The organism is Pontivivens marinum (assembly GCF_900231835.1).
In the GTDB taxonomy this organism is placed as follows: Bacteria; Pseudomonadota; Alphaproteobacteria; order Rhodobacterales; family Rhodobacteraceae; genus Pontivivens; species Pontivivens marinum.
In genome coordinates, this window is the sequence record NZ_OCTN01000006.1 from 41,805 (window position 1) to 59,789 (window position 17,985).

General features: G+C 61.2%; 16 protein-coding genes. 8 read left to right on the forward strand and 8 right to left on the reverse strand.

The window, feature by feature from the left end; translation table 11 throughout:
• Positions 1-6: 6 nt before the first annotated feature.
• From CR254_RS13510 to gcvPB, 8 genes are all read left to right on the forward strand, one after another.
• Positions 7-1,581, forward strand: coding sequence for an ABC transporter substrate-binding protein (locus tag CR254_RS13510; RefSeq protein WP_219618013.1), 1,575 nt, complete (start codon positions 7-9; stop codon positions 1,579-1,581).
• An 88-nt stretch (positions 1,582-1,669) separates the two neighbouring features.
• On the forward strand, positions 1,670-2,653 hold the full coding sequence (locus CR254_RS13515) for an ABC transporter permease (RefSeq protein ID WP_097930872.1): 984 nt from the start codon (positions 1,670-1,672) through the stop codon (positions 2,651-2,653).
• Between the two features lie 49 nt (positions 2,654-2,702).
• On the forward strand, positions 2,703-3,608 hold the full coding sequence (locus CR254_RS13520) for an ABC transporter permease (RefSeq protein WP_425440284.1): 906 nt from the start codon (positions 2,703-2,705) through the stop codon (positions 3,606-3,608).
• A 9-nt stretch (positions 3,609-3,617) separates the two neighbouring features.
• Positions 3,618-4,604, forward strand: a complete 987-nt coding sequence (locus tag CR254_RS13525; RefSeq protein ID WP_097930876.1) for an ABC transporter ATP-binding protein — start codon at positions 3,618-3,620, stop codon at positions 4,602-4,604.
• Positions 4,601-5,557 carry an ABC transporter ATP-binding protein gene (locus CR254_RS13530; RefSeq protein WP_097930878.1) on the forward strand — a complete coding sequence of 319 codons (957 nt, stop codon included), beginning with the start codon at positions 4,601-4,603 and terminating at the stop codon, positions 5,555-5,557. Before CR254_RS13525 ends, CR254_RS13530 begins: the two co-directional genes overlap by 4 nt.
• Positions 5,558-5,672: 115 nt before the next feature.
• Positions 5,673-6,752: an ATP-NAD kinase family protein gene (locus tag CR254_RS13535; RefSeq protein WP_097930879.1), complete on the forward strand. Its 1,080-nt coding sequence runs from the start codon at positions 5,673-5,675 to the stop codon at positions 6,750-6,752.
• 28 nt (positions 6,753-6,780) lie between these two features.
• A complete protein-coding gene (gene gcvPA, locus CR254_RS13540; RefSeq protein ID WP_219618014.1) occupies positions 6,781-8,169 on the forward strand; it encodes an aminomethyl-transferring glycine dehydrogenase subunit GcvPA in 1,389 nt (462 codons plus the stop codon).
• Complete coding sequence (gene gcvPB, locus CR254_RS13545) at positions 8,166-9,695, forward strand: aminomethyl-transferring glycine dehydrogenase subunit GcvPB (protein ID WP_097930881.1); 1,530 nt, start codon at positions 8,166-8,168, stop codon at positions 9,693-9,695. Before gcvPA ends, gcvPB begins: the two co-directional genes overlap by 4 nt.
• 98 nt (positions 9,696-9,793) lie before the next feature.
• Here gcvPB and CR254_RS13550 read toward each other — a convergent pair whose 3' ends face one another.
• The 8 genes from CR254_RS13550 to CR254_RS13585 all read right to left on the reverse strand — a co-directional run bounded on the left by CR254_RS13550 (position 9,794) and on the right by CR254_RS13585 (position 17,981).
• Entirely contained in the window at positions 9,794-10,507 is a 714-nt protein-coding gene (locus CR254_RS13550) for an SDR family NAD(P)-dependent oxidoreductase (protein ID WP_097930883.1), read from the reverse strand.
• Positions 10,507-11,289, reverse strand: coding sequence for an SDR family oxidoreductase (locus CR254_RS13555; RefSeq protein WP_097930885.1), 783 nt, complete (start codon positions 11,287-11,289; stop codon positions 10,507-10,509). The genes CR254_RS13550 and CR254_RS13555 overlap by 1 nt, the downstream gene beginning before the upstream one ends.
• Before the next feature lie 50 nt (positions 11,290-11,339).
• Complete coding sequence (locus CR254_RS13560; protein WP_097930887.1) at positions 11,340-12,257, reverse strand: dihydrodipicolinate synthase family protein; 918 nt, start codon at positions 12,255-12,257, stop codon at positions 11,340-11,342.
• A gap of 28 nt (positions 12,258-12,285) precedes the next feature.
• Positions 12,286-13,680: an aminotransferase gene (locus CR254_RS13565; RefSeq protein WP_097930889.1), complete on the reverse strand. Its 1,395-nt coding sequence runs from the start codon at positions 13,678-13,680 to the stop codon at positions 12,286-12,288.
• Between the two features lie 23 nt (positions 13,681-13,703).
• Complete coding sequence (locus tag CR254_RS13570) at positions 13,704-14,813, reverse strand: ABC transporter ATP-binding protein (RefSeq protein WP_097930891.1); 1,110 nt, start codon at positions 14,811-14,813, stop codon at positions 13,704-13,706.
• Between the two features lie 19 nt (positions 14,814-14,832).
• A complete protein-coding gene (locus CR254_RS13575) occupies positions 14,833-15,666 on the reverse strand; it encodes a carbohydrate ABC transporter permease (RefSeq protein WP_097930893.1) in 834 nt (277 codons plus the stop codon).
• Position 15,667: 1 nt separating this feature from the next.
• Positions 15,668-16,582 (reverse strand): carbohydrate ABC transporter permease, encoded by a 915-nt coding sequence (locus tag CR254_RS13580; RefSeq protein ID WP_180955998.1) that lies wholly within the window; start codon positions 16,580-16,582, stop codon positions 15,668-15,670.
• 61 nt (positions 16,583-16,643) lie between these two features.
• Positions 16,644-17,981 carry an ABC transporter substrate-binding protein gene (locus tag CR254_RS13585; protein WP_097930897.1) on the reverse strand — a complete coding sequence of 446 codons (1,338 nt, stop codon included), beginning with the start codon at positions 17,979-17,981 and terminating at the stop codon, positions 16,644-16,646.
• Positions 17,982-17,985 lie beyond the last annotated feature (4 nt).

The window sequence follows — 17,985 nt, forward strand, 5'->3', positions numbered from 1 at the left end:
GAATTGATGATGAAACATCTTCTTCTGGCCGCGACGGCCATGACGCTGACGATGGGTGCGGCGCAGGCGGAAACGCTGCGTTGGGCCCGTTCGGGTGACGCATTGACGCTGGACCCCCACGCGCAGAACGAGGGCCCGACGCTGGCCATGATGCAGCAGATGATGGAACCGCTGGTTCTGCGTAACCCTGCGGGTGAGCTGGAGGGTGCGCTGGCGACAAGCTGGACCGTGAACCCCGAGAACCCCGATATCTGGACCTTCACCCTGCGCGAAGGCGTGACATTCCATGACGGTGCTGCCTTTACCGCCGAGGATGTTGTTTTCTCGATGGAACGTGCGCTGAGCGAGAACAGCGACATGAAGGGCCTGATCTCCTCCGTTGCATCGGTTGAGGCGAATGGCGATTACGAGGTTATCGTCACCACCAAGGGCCCGAACCCGCTGCTGCCCGCATCGCTGCCCAACATCCTGATGATCGACAAGGACTGGGCCGAGGCGAACAGCACCGTGGATGTGCAGGATGTTGAGGGCGGCGAGGAAACCTTTGCCTCGCAAAACGTCAACGGCACCGGTCCCTATATGCTGGTCAGCCGTGAGGCCGACGTAAAGACAGAGATGACCCGCTTTGACGGCTATTGGGGCATTGATGAATTCCCGATGGCCTATTCGGATATCGTCTATACGCCGATCCAGAACCCGTCGACGCGCATCGCGGCGCTGCTGTCGGGTGAGGTGGACTTCATTCAGGACGTGCCGGTGCAGGATTTGCAGCGGGTTGAGGATTCCGACGAGCTGAAAATCATGTCGTCGCCGCAAAACCGCGTCATCTTCTTTGGCATGAATGTCAGTGACGAGTTGGTTAACGGCAACCCCGAGGGCGGCAACCCGCTGGCCGATGTGCGTGTGCGTCAGGCGATGAACATGGCGCTGAACCGCGATGCAATCCGTCAGGTCGTAATGCGGGGCCAGTCGATTCCTGCGGGGGTTATCATGCCTCCATTCGTCAGCGGCTGGACCGAGGAGCTGAACACCGTTCCCGCCACCGATCTGGACGCGGCGCGTGCGCTGATGGCCGAAGCAGGCTGGACGGACGGGTTCTCGATCCAGCTGGATTGCCCGAATGACCGCTATGTGAACGACGAGGCGATTTGTCAGGCCACTGTCGGCATGATGGCGCAGATCGGCATCACCGTGAACCTGAACGCGCAGCCAAAGGCGCAGCACTTCCCCGTTGTGAACGGTCTGGAGTCGGATTTCTACATGATGGGCTGGGGCGTTCCGTCCTATGACAGCGAGTATATCTTCAACTTCCTGTACCACACCAAGGGCGATCTGTACGGCACATGGAACGGCACCCGCTATTCCAACCCGCAGATTGACGAGATGACACAGGCCATCGCAGCCGAGGTCGATCTGGAGGCACGCGACGCCACCATCGCGCAGATGTGGGATATCGTTAAGGAGGACGTCGTCTATCTGCCGGTACACCACCAGATGCTGAACTGGGCCATGCGCAACGAGGTCGGTGCGGCCGTCGATGCGGATGATCAGGTCAAGGTGAAGTATTTCACCATCGACTGAGTCTAGCCTACTGTTGTGCGGCGGGGGCGTTCCCTGCCGCACAATCCATACCAAACGGCCCGCGCGCCCCTGACCGGAAATTCACCCGATGCTCGCCTACATCATCCGCCGCGTCGCGCAATCAATACTGGTTTTGCTGATCACAGGCTTTGTCGCCTTTTCCATGTTCAGTTTCGTGGGCGATCCTATTGAAAACATGCTGGGGCAGGAACGCACGCAGGCCGATGTGGATCGGTTGCGCGGGCAGCTTGGCCTCGACCAACCCTTTGTTGTGCAATACGGCAAATTCCTGCAACAGGCCGCGCAGGGCAATTTCGGGCTGAGCTATCGTCAGGGGCGTGAGGTTTCCGCCATTCTGGCGGAGCGCCTGCCCGCGACGCTGGAGCTTGCCTTTGTCTCGGGCCTGCTGGCGCTGGGGGGCGGGATCGGATTCGGTATCCTGACCGCGATCCGGAAACGGGGGTTTAGCTCCAACGCGATTATGACCCTGTCACTGGTCGGCGTGTCACTACCGACATTCCTGATAGGTATCTTGCTGATCTTTCTGTTCTCGGTCGAGCTGGGCTGGCTGCCGTCCTTCGGGCGGGGTGAGGTTGTCGATCTGGGCTGGTGGACCACCGGTTTTCTGACCGTCAGCGGGCTAAAGGCGCTGGTGCTGCCTGCCATCACATTGGGCCTGTACCAGATGACGTTGATTATGCGGTTGGTGCGCACCGAAATGCTGGAGGTTCTGCGCATGGACTATATCCGCTTTGCTCGTGCGCGCGGGTTGCGTGAGCGGTCCATCAACTTCCGTCATGCGCTGCGCAATACGCTGGTGCCGGTGATTACGATTACCGGTCTGCAATTGGGCAGCATCATCGCCTTTGCCATTATTACCGAGACGGTTTTCCAGTGGCCCGGTGTCGGGTTGCTGTTCATCAACGCGGTGCAATTCGTCGATATTCCGGTGATGGCCGCCTATCTGATGATGATCTCGGTGATGTTTGTCGGCATCAACCTGATCGTCGATCTGCTGTATTTCGCCATTGATCCGCGCCTGCGCGTCGATGGTAAGTCCGGAGGGCACTGAAATGTCCGATCCCCAAAACCCTGCTGAAACCCGCCCCGCGCCCGGCCGGATGGCCCGCGCATGGCAGAGCGATCTGGCCTATTCGTTCCGCCATTCGCCGGTGGCGATGATCTCGGCCCTGGTGGTGGCGGTTCTGGTGCTGTCAGCGGTGTTCGCGCCGTGGATCGCGCCGCACAATCCGTTCGATCCCGGTTCGCTGAACCTGATGAACGGGTTCACACCGCCCGGTGCTCCGAATGCCTTTACCGGTGATACGTTCCTGTTGGGCACGGATGATCAGGGGCGGGATGTGTTCTCTACCATTCTGTACGGTATGCGGATTTCGCTGTTCGTCGGCTTCTCGGCGGTGCTGCTGGCCATGGTGATCGGTGTCGTTCTGGGGCTGCTGGCGGGATATCTGGGTGGCTGGGTGGAATCCGTCATCATGCGGACCGCTGATATTCAGCTGACCTTTCCGGCCATTCTGGTCGCGATGTTGATCTTTGGCGTGGCCAAGGGGATTACGCCGCCGGAATATCGGGACCAGATGGCGATTTACGTGCTGATCCTTGCAATCGGCCTGTCCGATTGGGTGCAGTTTGCCCGCGTTGTGCGGGGTGCCACGCTGGTCGAGAAAAACCGCGATTACGTGCAGGCAGCGCGGCTGGTCGGGCGGCGTCCGTTCTCGATCATGATCCGCCACATCCTGCCCAATGCCCTGAACGCGGTGCTGGTGATCGCGACGATCAGTCTGGCGCTGGCGATTATTGCGGAGGCGACGCTGTCCTTTCTGGGCGTAGGTGCGCCGCCGACCAAGCCGTCACTGGGCACGCTGATCCGCATCGGGCAGGGCTATATGTTCTCGGGCGAGTGGTGGATTCTGCTGTTTCCGGCGCTGACGCTGCTAGCGCTGGCGCTGTCGATCAACCTGCTGGGGGATTGGCTGCGCGATGCGCTCAACCCCCGCCTGCGCTGAGGAAGTCCAATGACCCAGCCTGTATTATCTGTCCGCGATCTGGTCGTGGAAATCCCCACCCGCCACGGCATTTTGCGCCCTGTGGACGGGGTTAGCTATGACATCGCCGCCGGTGAAATTCTGGGCGTTGTGGGGGAATCGGGTGCCGGTAAATCCATGACCGGCAATGCTGTTATCGGCCTGCTGGACCGCCCCGCGCGCATCGTGTCGGGTCAGGTTTTGCTAAAGGGTGAGCCGATCCATCACCTGAAGGGGGCCGCCTTGCGCAAGCTGCGGGGCCGCCGGATGGGGATGATCTTTCAGGACCCGCTGACCTCTCTGAACCCGCTGCTGACGGTGGGCGACCAGTTGACGGAAACGATTCTGGAGCATCTGGACCTGTCGGTTAAGCAAGCGCGGGAGCGTGCAATCGCCGCCTTGGACGAGGTCGGCATTCCCGCCGCACGACAGCGGATCGACAGCTATCCCCATGAATTTTCCGGCGGCATGCGCCAGCGGGTCGTGATCGCACTGGCCCTTTGTGCCGAACCCGAACTGATTATCGCGGATGAACCGACGACGGCGCTGGACGTTTCGGTGCAGGCGCAAATCATCGCCCTGTTGCGGCGGTTATGTCGTGAGCGGGGCGTGGCGGTGATGCTGGTAACGCACGATATGGGCGTGATTGCCGAGGCAGCGGACCGCGTGGCGGTGATGTATGCCGGACGCTTGGCCGAACTTGGACCGGTGCGCGATGTGGTCACGCAGGCGCGGCACCCCTATACGGCGGGGCTGATGGCCTCGACCCCCGTGGCGTCGCAGGGCCAGAAACGGCTGCGCCAAATCCCCGGTGCGATGCCGCGACTGGATGCGGTGCCTGCTGGCTGTGCGTTCAATCCACGATGTGAGCGGGCGCAATCGCGCTGCGCACAGGCGCCAGGTCCCACGCTGCAAACCTGTGATGACCGCGCCGCGTGCTGGTTTCCGATCACCCACGAACAGGAGGCCGCGATATGAGCGCGCTGATTCAGGTCGAAAACCTCATCCGCGATTTCGATGTGTCAAAACCGTGGCTGAACCGCGTCATCGAACGCGTGCCCAAGGCGAAGCTGCGCGCGGTTGCCGATGTCAGCTTCGAGATTCAGGAGCGCTCGGTCTATGCGTTGGTGGGGGAAAGTGGTTCGGGCAAATCCACCATTGGCCGCATCATTGCAGGGCTGGTTGGCGCCAGCGAGGGGCGCGTGGTGATTGACGGCGTTGATATCGCCGAGCAGGGCAGCGCCGATGCTGTGCGCTCTGAACTACAGATGATTTTTCAGGACCCCTATGCCTCGCTGAATCCACGGTGGAAGGTGCGCGACATCATCGCGGAACCTGTCGCCGTGCGTGGCGGGCAGATCAAGGGGCTGGCCGAGCGGCTGTTGCAGCAGGTGGGCCTGTCGGCGTCCGATGCGGGCAAGTTTCCGCATGAATTTTCCGGCGGGCAGCGGCAGCGGATTTGCATTGCGCGCGCGCTTGCCTCGAACCCCAAGATTATCATTTGCGATGAGCCGACATCGGCCTTGGACGTGTCCGTGCAATCGCAAGTGCTGAACCTGATGACCGATCTGCGTGAGGAGATGGGCCTGACCTATCTGTTCATCAGCCACGACCTGACCGTGGTGCGTCACATGGCGGACCGGATCGGGGTGCTGTATCTGGGATCGCTGGTTGAGGAGGCGCCGCGCGACCGTTTGTTCGATGCGCCCAAACATCCCTATACCCGAATGCTGTTCGACGCCGCCCCGCGCATGGATGCATTCGGACGTGAGGTTGAACCGCCCAAGGGTGAAATCCCCGACGCCATCAACCCGCCCCCCGGCTGCCCCTATCACCCCCGCTGCCCGCTGGCGACGCAGGTGTGCAAGGAACAGCATCCCGCGCCGCGGATGATCGGGGAAACGCGGGTGCGCTGCCACCACGCTGAATAGGGCCGTTCGCGGACGAGTGTTCGATTTTTCACGCTAAAGGACTTGCTTGCGTGATGAAAAGTCGTCAACAATTCGTTATGCGAACAAAAGTACGAAAAATGAATTGTAGCGCCGCATGACTCGGCTGGGCCTGATCGTCAATCCGGTCGCAGGGCTGGGCGGCGCAATGGCGCGCAAGGGCAGTGACGAGCCGGATATGGTGCAGCGCGCCGCTTTGGCTGGTCGCGACCTTGTGTCCCCTGTGCGGGCGGCGCGGGCGCTGCGGGCGTTTCAGGCCCTCAGCGATGCGCCGGTTCTATGTGGCGTGGTGCGGCCAGATGGTTCGCCTGACATGCCATTGCTATCGGGCGCATACGGCACCGCGCAGGATACCCGTGATGTGGTGCGCGACATGCAGGGGCAGGTTGATCTGATCCTGTTTGCAGGTGGCGACGGCACGGCCCGCGATATTTGTGCCGCTAATGCGGGCGGTATTCCCGTTCTGGGCATCCCGTCGGGGGTAAAGATGCATTCCGGCGTTTTTGCCCGCTCTCCCGAACGGGCGGGGCAGATGGCGGCGCGGTTTCTATCTGATACAGCGCAACGGACCGAGGCGGTCGAGATCCTCGATATTGATGAGGAGGCGCGCCGCGCAGGGCGGCTTTCCGCGCGGCTATACACCGTGGCGCGCACGCCGCTGGACAGTTCCGGCGCGCGCCAGAACCCCAAGGCAGGCGGCACCGATCCCGTCGGGGAAATGGACGCCACCCTTGCCAGTTATGCCCGCCGGATGCGCGACGATACGCTGTATATTCTGGGACCGGGCATGACCATGGCGGCGCTGAAACAGCGGCTGGGTGGTGGCACTTTGCTGGGCGTCGACTTGGCGCAGTGTGGCCAGATCATCGCACGGGATGTGGATGAGGATGCGCTGCTGAGTGCCATTGCAGGGCGGAATGTCCGCATCGGGCTGACGGTTGTGGGCGGGCAGGGCTTCGTTCTGGGACGCGGCAATCAGCAAATCTCGGCACGGGTGCTGCGCAATGCGGGTCTGCCGCCCATCGACGTGATTTGCGGGGCGGACAAGCTGGCCGCGCTGCATCCGCAAGAATTGACCATCGACACCGGTGATCCCGCGCTGGACGCGGAAATGGCCGGATACTGGCCCGTGATGACCGGCCCCGCACGGCATCAGGTGATGAAGGTGGTCCCGTGACCCAAAGAATAATCGACAGGAGAATGACATGACCAAGCCACATCCATGGATGGCAAATTCCGGCGGTGACGCGAAGCAGCAAATGCTGGCCGCTGTCGGTGCGCAGGATGTCGAGGCGCTGTTCGTACAGGTGCCTGCGGACCACCGGATGCAACGCCCGCTGGATCTGCCGCCGCAATTGGCATCGGAGGTCGCGCTGTCGCGGCATCTGGATGATCTGATGGCGAAAAACGAAACCTGCGCTGACAACCTGTCCTTTCTGGGCGCGGGTGCATGGCCGCATTACGTGCCTGCGATCTGTGATGAGGTTGTGGGCCGCTATGAATGGCAAACCTCGGTTTTCGGCGCACCGACCTCGGATCACGGGCGCAATCAGGCGTGGTTTGAATTTACCAGCCAGATCGGGGCCTTGGTTGAAATGGATTTCGTCGGCCTGCCGGTTTATTCATGGGGCTGCGCCATCGGCCATTCCGTGCGCATGGCCAGCCGCATCACCGGCCGCAAGCGGGTGCTGATCCCCGCGATCATGGATCCGGAGCGCCTGTCGGTGCTGGAAAACTATTGCGCGCCCACAGAAATGGAGCGGCATATCGAGATTGTGACCGTCGCCATTGGCGCGGATGGCTGCATTGACCGCGATGATCTGCGGGCAAAGGCGGATGACAGCATCGCCGCGATCTATTTCGAAACGCCCTCCTATCACGGTGTGATTGAGGGGAACCCCGCCGAGCTGTGCCAGATTGCCCGCGATGCAGGTGCGGAGGCAATTGTTGGTGTGGACCCGCTATCGCTGGGCTTGCTGGAGGCCCCCGGTGCCTATGGCGCGACCATCGCCGTTGGCCCGACGCAACCGCTGGGCGTGCATATGTATGCGGGCGGCGGGGTTGGCGGCTTTATCGCCAGTCCGGACGAGGAGAAATATGCGCGGGAATATAACACGCTGAACGTCTCGATCTCGCAAACGCGGCAGCAGGGCGAGTTCGGATTCGGCCTGACGCTGTTCCATCAATCGTCCTATGGCATGCGGGACGAGGGCAAGGACTGGACCGGCAACTCCGTCTATCTGTGGTCGCTGGCCAATGCCGCCTATATGGCCGCGATGGGGCCAGAGGGCTTTGCCGAGATTGGACGCCTGATCATGGCGCGGGCCGGTTCTGCGGCGCAGGCGATCAATGCGCTGGACGGTGCAAGCGTCGATCTGTCCCGCCCGATTTTCAAGGAATTCGTGGTGCAGTTCGCGGATCACGATGTCGCCACCATCAACGACGCCCTGCGGCAGCGCGGCATCTTTGGCGGTAAGGACATCACCGGCGAGGCTGGCATTACCGGTGCCGCCGCCCTGTTCTGCGTTACCGAAACCCACACGCCCGATGATATCGACCGACTTGTCACCGCATTGAAGGAGGTGCTGGCATGACCGCTCCGATCAAAGATTACCTGAAGCGTTCCACCGGTTTCCACGCTGCCCGCTGGGCCGAGCCTGTGGTCTGCGAAATGACCGGCACCGGACGGCGCGGCATTGTGTTTGACGACGCCCCCGCGCCGACGCTGCCCGGCACCGCGATGCGTAAGGTGGCGCCCGCCCTGCCCGAAATCACCGAGCATGACGCGCTGCGCCACTATCTGCACCTCAGCCAGATGACGATGGGCATGATGGGCGTGTCGCTGTTCGGCACCTGCACGATGAAATACAACCCGCGTATTGGTGAGCGTGCGGCGCTGGAGCATCTGCGCAATCTGCACCCGTTGCAGGATGCCTCGACCTTGCAGGGGGTGTTGGAGCTATACGATAACTTCAGCGATTTTCTGTGCGAAGTGTCCGGCATGGACCAGTTCGTGTTTCAGGCGGGTGGCGGCGCGGATGCGGCCTATACCCATGCCTGCGTTACCCGCGCCTATCACGCCAGTCGCGGCGAGTTACAGCAGCGTGACCAGATCATCACGACGATCCAGACGCATCCCTGCTCCCCCGCCACGGCCAACACCGCCGGGTTCGAGGTCATTACCCTGACGCTGGAGGAAAACGGCTATCCCTCGCTGGAGCAGTTGAAATCCGTCGTCGGCCCGCGCACGGCGGCGCTGATGGTGAACAATCCTGACGATATGGGCATCTACAATCCCGACATTAAGGAATGGGTGCGCATCGTGCATGAGGCAGGTGGCCTGTGCTTCTACGATCATGCCAACTTCAACGGTGTGATGAGCCGCCTGCGCGCGCGTGAGCTGGGCTTCGATGCGTGTATGTACATGCTGCACAAGACCTTTGGCGCGCCAAAGGGCGGCGGTGGTCCCGCTGTCGGTGCCTATGGTTGTGCCGAACATCTGGTGCCGTTCCTGCCCTCGCCATTGGTGGTCAAGGATGGTGACAGCTACCGGCTGGACGATGATCGCCCTGACAGTATCGGGCGGGTGCGTGAATTCTGGGGGAATGCACCGCAAGTGCTCAAGGCATATGCGTGGGCGCGCGCCATGGGGGCCGAGGGCCTGCGCGAGGCGGCGGATATCTCCGTCTTGTCCAACAACTACATGGATAAACGGCTGGGAGAAGTGCGCGGCGTGACCCGCTCCAACCCCGATATCACCGTGCCCCGCATGGAGATGACGCGCCATTCGGTCGAGAAGGTAACGCAGGATACCGGCATCACCATCTTCGAGATCTCGATCCGCATGACCGATTTCGGCATAGATGCCCTGTGGTTGAGCCATGAGCCGTGGCTGGTCGCGGAACCCTTCACGCCTGAGGCAGGGGAGCTGTGGTCCAAGGAGGATATCGACTACTGGATCGACGTGTTCGAGCACGTCGTGACGGAGGCCTATGAAAACCCCGAGATCGTTCGCACCGCCCCGCATAACGCGCCGATCCACCAGTTGACGACCGCGCTGGATGAGCCGGACCAGTGGGCGACAACATGGCGTGCTTATCAGCGCAAGCATGTGAGCTGACCACTGCGGGGGCGGTGCGCCGCCCCCATGCCGCAGATACAAAAACGCCGCCGTCAGGATGTCCCGACGGCGGCGTTTCTTTTGGTATGTGGCGTGGTTCAGATCGTGCTTTCCAATCTCGTATTCGCGACGATTTCCGGCACGCTGGCCTGATTGGGCAGGCTCAACACCAGCGACACGATTTGCGCCACATCGTCGGGCTGCAAGCGTTCTGCCTTGGGCGTGACGCCGGGGATGCCGTCGATCATGTCGGTATCAATCGCACCGGGGCAGATCGCGGTGCCGCGCAAACCTTCGTCCCATCCGGCAAAGCGGACGGCATGGCTCATCGCGAGCAGCGACTGTTTGGTCATCACATAGCCCAGCGAGGTCGAAGCATCGCGATACCGTTTCGCATCGGTCGAGGCGATGTTGACCACGCGGCCATGGCCCGATGCCTTCAGATGCGGCAGGGCGGCACGGATCAGGCGAAAGGGTGCCTTGACGTTGATGCGCCACAGATCGTCCAGATCGCTTTCCTCGCCGCGCGTGAAATCGACCATGCGCAAAATACCCGCATTGTTGATCAACGCATCGGGCGCGCCCATTTGCGCAACGGTTTGGTCCACCCAGTCCTGCGCGCTGTCCACATCATCCGCATCGAAACGGAACGCGCACAGCCGCTCGGCAGGCACATCAGCAAAGGCATCCCGCACCGCCTGCACATTGCGCGCGCCGACGGAAACGCGGTGCCCGTCGGCCAGGCAGCGGCGCACGATCGCCGCCCCCAGACCGCGCGCACCGCCCGATACCATGACCAGACGCGGCGTCATCAGAACAGCCCCTGATAAACGCCACCATCATTGATGATGTTCTGACCCACGATAAAGCCCGCCTGCGCCGAGGACAGGAACGCCACCAGATCACCGCATTCCGATGGATCGGCAAAACGGCCCGCGGGCACGCTTTGCACACGGTTTTCCACGATAGCCTCATATGTGGTGTTTCCGCGCTTTGCGTGGTTGTGCAGGTTGGTGTGCAGCGCGTCGGTGTCAAAGAAGCCGGGGCAAACGGTGTTGATGGTGACGTTGTCGCGAACCGTTTCCTTGACCAGGGACGCAATCGCGCCGGACAGCGCCAGACGGGCGGAGTGGCTGTGCGCGAAATGCGGCTGGGGAAACTTGATAAAGCTGACGGAGATATTGACCACGCGGCCGAATTTGCGTTCGCGCATACCGGGCAGAACGCCGGTAATCATCTCCAGCGAGGAATAGAAATGCACGTCGAACCACTGGTCCCAATCGGCGCGGGTCCAGTCCTCGTATTCACCGGGGATCTGGCGCACGCCGGGATTGGCGACGAGGATATCAACCTCACCCCCCTTGGCGAGGATCTCCTCACGCCCCTCAACCGTGTTGTAATCGGTGGCGACGGTGGTGACGGAAACGCCGGTTGCCTCACGAATTTCCTCAGCTGTGGCCTCCAATGCGTCGGCGGAGCGCGCGTTCAGCACCAGATCCACGCCCTCCTTTGCGAGAGAGAACGCACATGCGCGGCCCAGGCCCCGACTGGCGGCACTGACAATGGCGCGGCGGCCCTTTAATCCGAGTTCCATGAAAATAGTCCTTCTATAAATTCCAGGGCAGGCGGCAAACCGCCCGCAATTTACGCAGCCGTTTCAACGGCCCGCAGAATTTGATCCAACCCGACATGCAATCCGTCCAGCGCAGGACCGTCCAGCGGTTGCAGCGGGGCACGCGGGGCACCGCCACCGGGCAAGCTTAGGTAATCCATCGCCGCCTTCGTCGCGGGATACAATGTGCGACTGTCCGAGATGAACAGTTTCGTCAGTTCCTGCGCACGCTCCTGCACGGCCCATGCGGCATCAACCTTGCCCTGTTTAACCAGCGTCCAGATATCCAGAACATCGGTCCAGACATTGGGGAAGCAGTCAATCAAGCCGTCACAACCGGCCAGAACCGCAGGCACACCGATGGTCGAGGACGGGCCGCAGAACACCATGATCCGGTCGCCAACCTTGGTCAGGGTGCGGTGGAAGTTCAGCCAGTTGCCCGAGCTTTCCTTGATCGCCACAACCATGTCCAGATCGGCCAAAGTGTCCACAATCTCTGGCGTTAGGGCGTTTCCGGCATTGCCCGGGATGTTGTACAGCATGATCGGCAGCGGCGCGTCTTCGTTTACCGTGCGGAAATGCGCGATAATCTCCGCATCCGACAGGTGGGCGAAATAGGGGGGCAGCACCAGCGCGGCGTCGCATCCCTCGGCGGCGGCATCCTTTAGCGCGGCCTTCACATCCTCGGGGGTGATACCTGCGGCGCCAACGATCGCGGTGCCGTTTTCGCCAACGGCCGCGCGGGTGGTTCTATAGATGGCGCGGCGTTCCTCGGGGCGCAGGCTCCAGAACTCACCGGTGCATCCTGCCGCGACCACGCCAGTGGCCCCGGCCTGCATCATGCGCTGAATGTTTGCGCGTAATCCGTCATGGTCCACGTCACCGCTGGCGGTAAACGGAGTTGTGACGGCCGGCATCGCGCCGGTCCATGAAATATCATTTCTATCCAATGCTCTATCCTCCGATTATTGGTTTTGTTTATTGCGGCGCAAGCGCATTTTCAGCGCGCAAGGCGTCATGGACGGTTCCTGCTGCCTTGCGCACCGTGGACACGGCGAGGTCGATTTCCTCATGCGTGACGGTAAAGGGTGGTGAGAACGAAATCGCGTCGCCATTTGGCAGGGCGCGGCAGATAACTCCGTCCTCCAATGCGGCGCGCACGATGCGGGGGCCAACACCGGCGGCGGGGTCGAATTTCTGCCAGCTATCGCCATGTGGTTTTGCAAATTCGACGGCGGCCATCAGGCCACAGCCGCGGGTTTCGGCGGTGATTGGCAGATCTGCAAAGGCCTTTTTCAGGCTGGCATTCATGTAGTCGCCCATCTCACCGGCACGTGTGACGAGGTTTTCCTCCTCCACGATGTCCAGATTGGCCAGCGCGGCCGCCGCCGTAACGGGATGCGCGGTATAGGTGTAGCCATGACCGAACGCGCCGTATTTGGCGCTGCCCTCGCAGATCACGCTCCATACCTTTTCCCCAACCAGCACGGCGGAGAGCGGGGCGTAGCCGGAGGTGATGCCCTTTGCCACCGACATCAGGTCAGGCTTCATGTTCATGCGGTCACTGCCGAACCACGTTCCCAGACGGCCAAAGCCGCAGATAACCTCATCCGCGATCAGCAAAACGTCGTGGCGGTCCAGAACCTGCTGCATGGCGGGGAAGTAGCCCTCGGGCGGGACAATCACGCCGCCAGCACCCATGACGGGTTCCGCGATAAAGGCGGCGACGGTGTCCGGTCCCTCTGCCACGATCAGGTCGTCCAGTTCCTGCGCCATACGGGCGGTGAAGGCGGCGTCATCCTCGCCTGCATTGCGGGTCCACAGGTTATGGGGCGCGCTAACGTGGCGGATCATCGGCAGCGGCAGGTCAAAACCGGCATGCAACCCGGGCAGACCGGTCAGGCCCGCCGACATCACCGTTACACCGTGATAGCCACGGTCGCGGGCGATGATCTTCTTTTTCTGCGGCATGTCGCGCAGGTTGTTGTAATACCAGACAATCTTGGCCTGCGTATCGTTTGCATCGGACCCGGATGCGCCAAAGAAGACCTTGGAGAAACCCTCCGGTGCCTTGGAGATCACACGCTCCGCCAGGATCGCGGCGGGTTCTGTCGCCATGGAGCTGAAGCCATGGAAATAGGACAATTGCCGCGCCTGATCGGCCAGTGCATCGGCAATGCGTTCGCGGCCATAGCCGACATTGACGCACCACAAACCGGCCATCGCGTCGAGGTAGCGTTTGCCTGCATCGTCGGTGATCCAGCATCCCTCGGCGCTGCGGGCCATCATTGTGGCACCGCTTTGCTGGTGGTTCTGCGCGACGGAGAAGGGGTGGAAGACATAGCGTCGGTCGAGATCATGAATATCGCTCATGTCCGGCCTCCTTTCGGTTTCTATCAAGCGGATTGCGACAGGGTCGCGGCAACGGGAATGTCCAGATTCAGGCGGGCACCGTTTTCGGTCGCCTCGAACAGGTGAATACCTGCGGGGTCAAATCGCAGGATGACGGGTTGGCCCACGGACAGCTTTCGCCCCGCCTCGACCCGCGACATGATCCGCGCGCCGTCAGGCAGTTCCAGTGTCACGATGGTTTCATGGCCGGTATTTTCGGCCAGACGCACGGTGGCGGGCAGGCCGTCACCACTGTCATGGATGCCGACAAATTCGGGCCGCACCCCCATAACCGCAGGGCCGTCGACCAGCGAGGCGGCAAATGCCTCACGCTTGATCGGCTGGCGATGGCTGTTCACGACAAAGGTCGCGCCCTGCACCGTGCCCTCGATCTGGTTCATGGGCGGGGTGCCGATGAAACCGGCGACAAAGCGGTTGGCGGGGCGGTTATAAACCGCGTCCGGCGTATCGAATTGCTGCACCCGTCCGCCATGCATCACCACGATGCGATCGGCCATGGTCATCGCCTCTAGCTGATCGTGGGTCACATAAACCATGGTTTTACCAAGGCGACGGTGCAGCTCGATCAGCTCCGCACGCATATAGCTGCGCAGCTTTGCATCCAGATTGGACAGCGGTTCGTCCAACAGGAACACCCGTGGTTCACGGACCAGCGCACGACCCAGCGCAACACGTTGTTGCTGCCCGCCCGATAGCTGCTTTGGCTTGCGGTTCAGCAGCGGTTCCAGTTGCAGCAGTTCGGCGGCGCGGCGCACGGCCTCATCCCGCTCGGGCTTTTTCAGGCCGCGTTTTTTCAGCGGATAGGCGATATTCTCGCCCACCGTCATGTGCGGGTACAGGGCGTAGGACTGGAACACCATTGCGATGTCCCGCTTGCCCGGTGCCAGATCGTTGACGACCCGCCCGCCGATCGAGATGTCGCCCGAGGTTGGAAATTCCAACCCCGCCAACATGCGCAGGGTGGTGGATTTGCCACAGCCCGACGGGCCGAGCAGCGCGACAAATTCGCCGTCATGGATTTCCAGATCAAGGCTTTCCAGCGCGGTGAAATCGCCGAAGCTCTTGCGTACATTCGTAAAACTTACATTGGCCACGGGATGGCTCCTTATATCGTCAGCCCTTGACGCCGCCGGCACCGAAGCCGCTGGTCAGATAGCTTTGCAAAAAGGCGAATACGACGATCAGCGGCACGCTCATCATCACGGAGGCGGCCATCAGCAGCGACCACTCGATATTGAACGCCGAGATCAGCATGGTCATCACACCGGTCGTCAGCGGCGCCACGGATTCCGAATTCACCAGAACCAGCGCGTACAGATATTCGTTCCACGACAGGATAAAGGTGAACAACGCGGTCGAAATGATCCCCGGCAGCAATTGCGGAAAGATCACATCCTTGAACGCGCCCAGACGGCTGGCCCCGTCGACCAGAGCGGCGTTTTCCAGATCATCCGGAATCCCCTCCATGAACGAGCGCAGCAGCCACAGCGCATAGGGCAGCGCAAAGGTGGTATGCGCCAGAATCAGGCTGAACAGGGTGTTTGAAATCCCCAGATTCACCATCATCAGGTAAAGCGGAATGATCAGCACAACCGAGGGCAGCAGATAGGTGAACAACACCAGCATCGCCAATGTCTCACGCCCGCGGAACCGGAACCGCACCAGACTATAGGCGCCCAGCGTGCCCAGCCCGACCACGAAGATCGTCGTGGACGTGGCCAGCACCACGGAGTTGCGGAAAAACGTCAGGAACGGCGTTTCGGTCAGCAGGCGCCAGTAATGTTCAAACGTAACCGTTTCGGGCACCCATGTAGGCGGAATGCGAAACAGCTCTGTCTGCGGCTTTAGCGAGGTAACGATCATCCACAGCAGCGGGAAGGAGATCAGCAAAACCAGCGACCATGTCACCAGATTGAGGATCAGCGGGCGGAGCATCTTGGATTTCATCTCAGCTCTCCTCTTTCGTGCGGCGGATGTACAGGATCATGAAGACCAGCATCACCAGCATCATGCCCACGGAATAGGCTGCGGCCTGGCCCATGCGGTTCAGGCTGAAGGCCTCCTGATAAACCAGCAAAGATAGCGTCTGCGTCGAGGTGACAGGACCACCGCCGGTCAGCAGGTACAGCAGGTCGAATTCCTTGAAATCCCAGATCGCGCGCAGCAGGATGATGACCGTCAGCACCGACCGCAATTGCGGCAGGGTCACGTCCCAGAACCGCGCAATCGGGCCAGCGCCATCAATGCGGGCGGCTTCGTACAGGTTTTCGGGAATGGTTTGCAGGCGGGCCAGAACGGCAATCACCACAAAGGGGAAGTATTTCCACGCGCCGACCAAAATCACGCCGATCATTGCATTGGGCATCGAGCCAAGCCAATCCAGCGGCATGTCGATAATGCCCACCTGCATCAGGCCGTGATTCAGCGCGCCGTACAGGTCGTTGAACAGCCAACGCCAAACCAGCACCGCCACCACCGTGGACAGGAAATAGGGAAACAGCACCAGCGAACGCGCCAGCGAGCGGAACCAGATATTCTGATGCAGCAACAGCGCCAGTCCGACACCGAACACGATTTGCAGGCTTAACGTGCCTACGGTCCAGATCAGGGTTGTCAGCAGCGATGACCAGAACACGCCTCCGGTCAGCATCTCTATATAATTGTCTGCTCCGACGAACTCCCCCTCCAATGTCGGGGTGTAGATGGAAAAGACGCTGAGATATATCGCAGCCAGCAGCGGATAGACGATCACGGCGGAGAAGACGACGATGGTCGGCGCGATCAGCAACATGCCGAGCCGTGAATACGAACGCTCCAATGGCGATGGCCCGTTGCGGGGCGGATCGGTGGCGATGGTGGTCATGAAGATTCCTTGGTTCGCGTAAGGTCCGGCGGCGCACCGCCGGACCATCAGGGCAACGGGATCAGCTTTGCGCGATCTCTTCGATCCGGCGGGCCGTATCGCTGAGCACTTCATCGACGTTTTCGTCGTTGAGGATGACACGCTGGACCATTTCCGCGATCACGCCGGAATTCACGACCTCACCCGCGCGGGTGTTCGGCTTGTGCTCCGGGCTTTCCCAGCCAAGGTTGAAACCATCCGCAGCAGCAGCGGACATGATATCGACCTCTGCCTTGTATTTCTGGATGATCGGATCGGCCAGATAGGCGGGATCTTCGGCAATTGTGGACAGCACAGGCAGAACGTGGCCCGGTGCGGCGTGCAATTGCTGGATGTAGCCCTCTGGATCATAGAGGAACGCGGCGAACTGCTTGGTCGCCTCCATGTTGCTGGCTGCCTTGGGGATAAAGACCGACGGGAAGTCGTTAAACGTCCACGGTGCGATATCCGTCGATTTTGTCGGGAACACGTCGCAGGTGATGTGATCGGCGATGGACGGGTTCTGATCCATCACATTGGTCAGCACGCGGCCCGTATAGATGCCGGTTGCCGTCGCACCGGCGACAAAGGCGGTCAGGCTGTCGCCCCAGCTATAGTTGGTCGCACCGGGTGGGCAGTACTGACGCATCGCACCGTAGAATTCCAGCGCGTCACGGGTTTCCTGACTGTCGATTGCGACCTCCAGCTCAGGGCTGAACACCATGCCACCGGCCTGATGGATCGTGCCGATGAAGATCAGCGAGGTCATGGAATTGCGACCATAGGGCAGAGGCGCGCCGTAAATGCCGCCGCCCTGCATCTTGTCCACAGCGGACAGAAGTTCGTCCCACGTACGCGGATTGCGGTCGATGCCCGCCTGCTCCATCAGGTCCGTGCGCAGCCACATGGTGTTCGCAGCGGAGTTACCGATGGATGTACCGGCATACTGTCCGGGGTCGATTTCGTAGATGCGGTTCACGCCATCATAGAACTTCTCCGGCCCGATCATCTCGATCACATCGTTGAACGGCTCAACCAGACCGTTGCTCCAATAGTTGGAGACGGCGAAGCTGGGCAGGTGCGTCACGATGTTCGGCACGTCGCCACTGGCAAAAGCGGCTGCCATTTGGGGGGCGTAACCCTCATCCGACGTACGCTCGAACGCGACGGTGACGTTGGTGTGCAGTGCCTCGAAGTTCGCGATCTGGGTGCGATATGCGGCCAGCTGCTCGGGTGAGGATTGGGGCGACCACCAGCGCAAGGTGATCTGCTCCTGTGCATATAGCCGCCGTGGCATCACTGCCGCTGCGCCTGCTGCTGCCATTCCGGTCAAAACGCTGCGTCTGTTTAGGCCGGTCTTCATTCCAGTAGTTTTGGTCATTTTC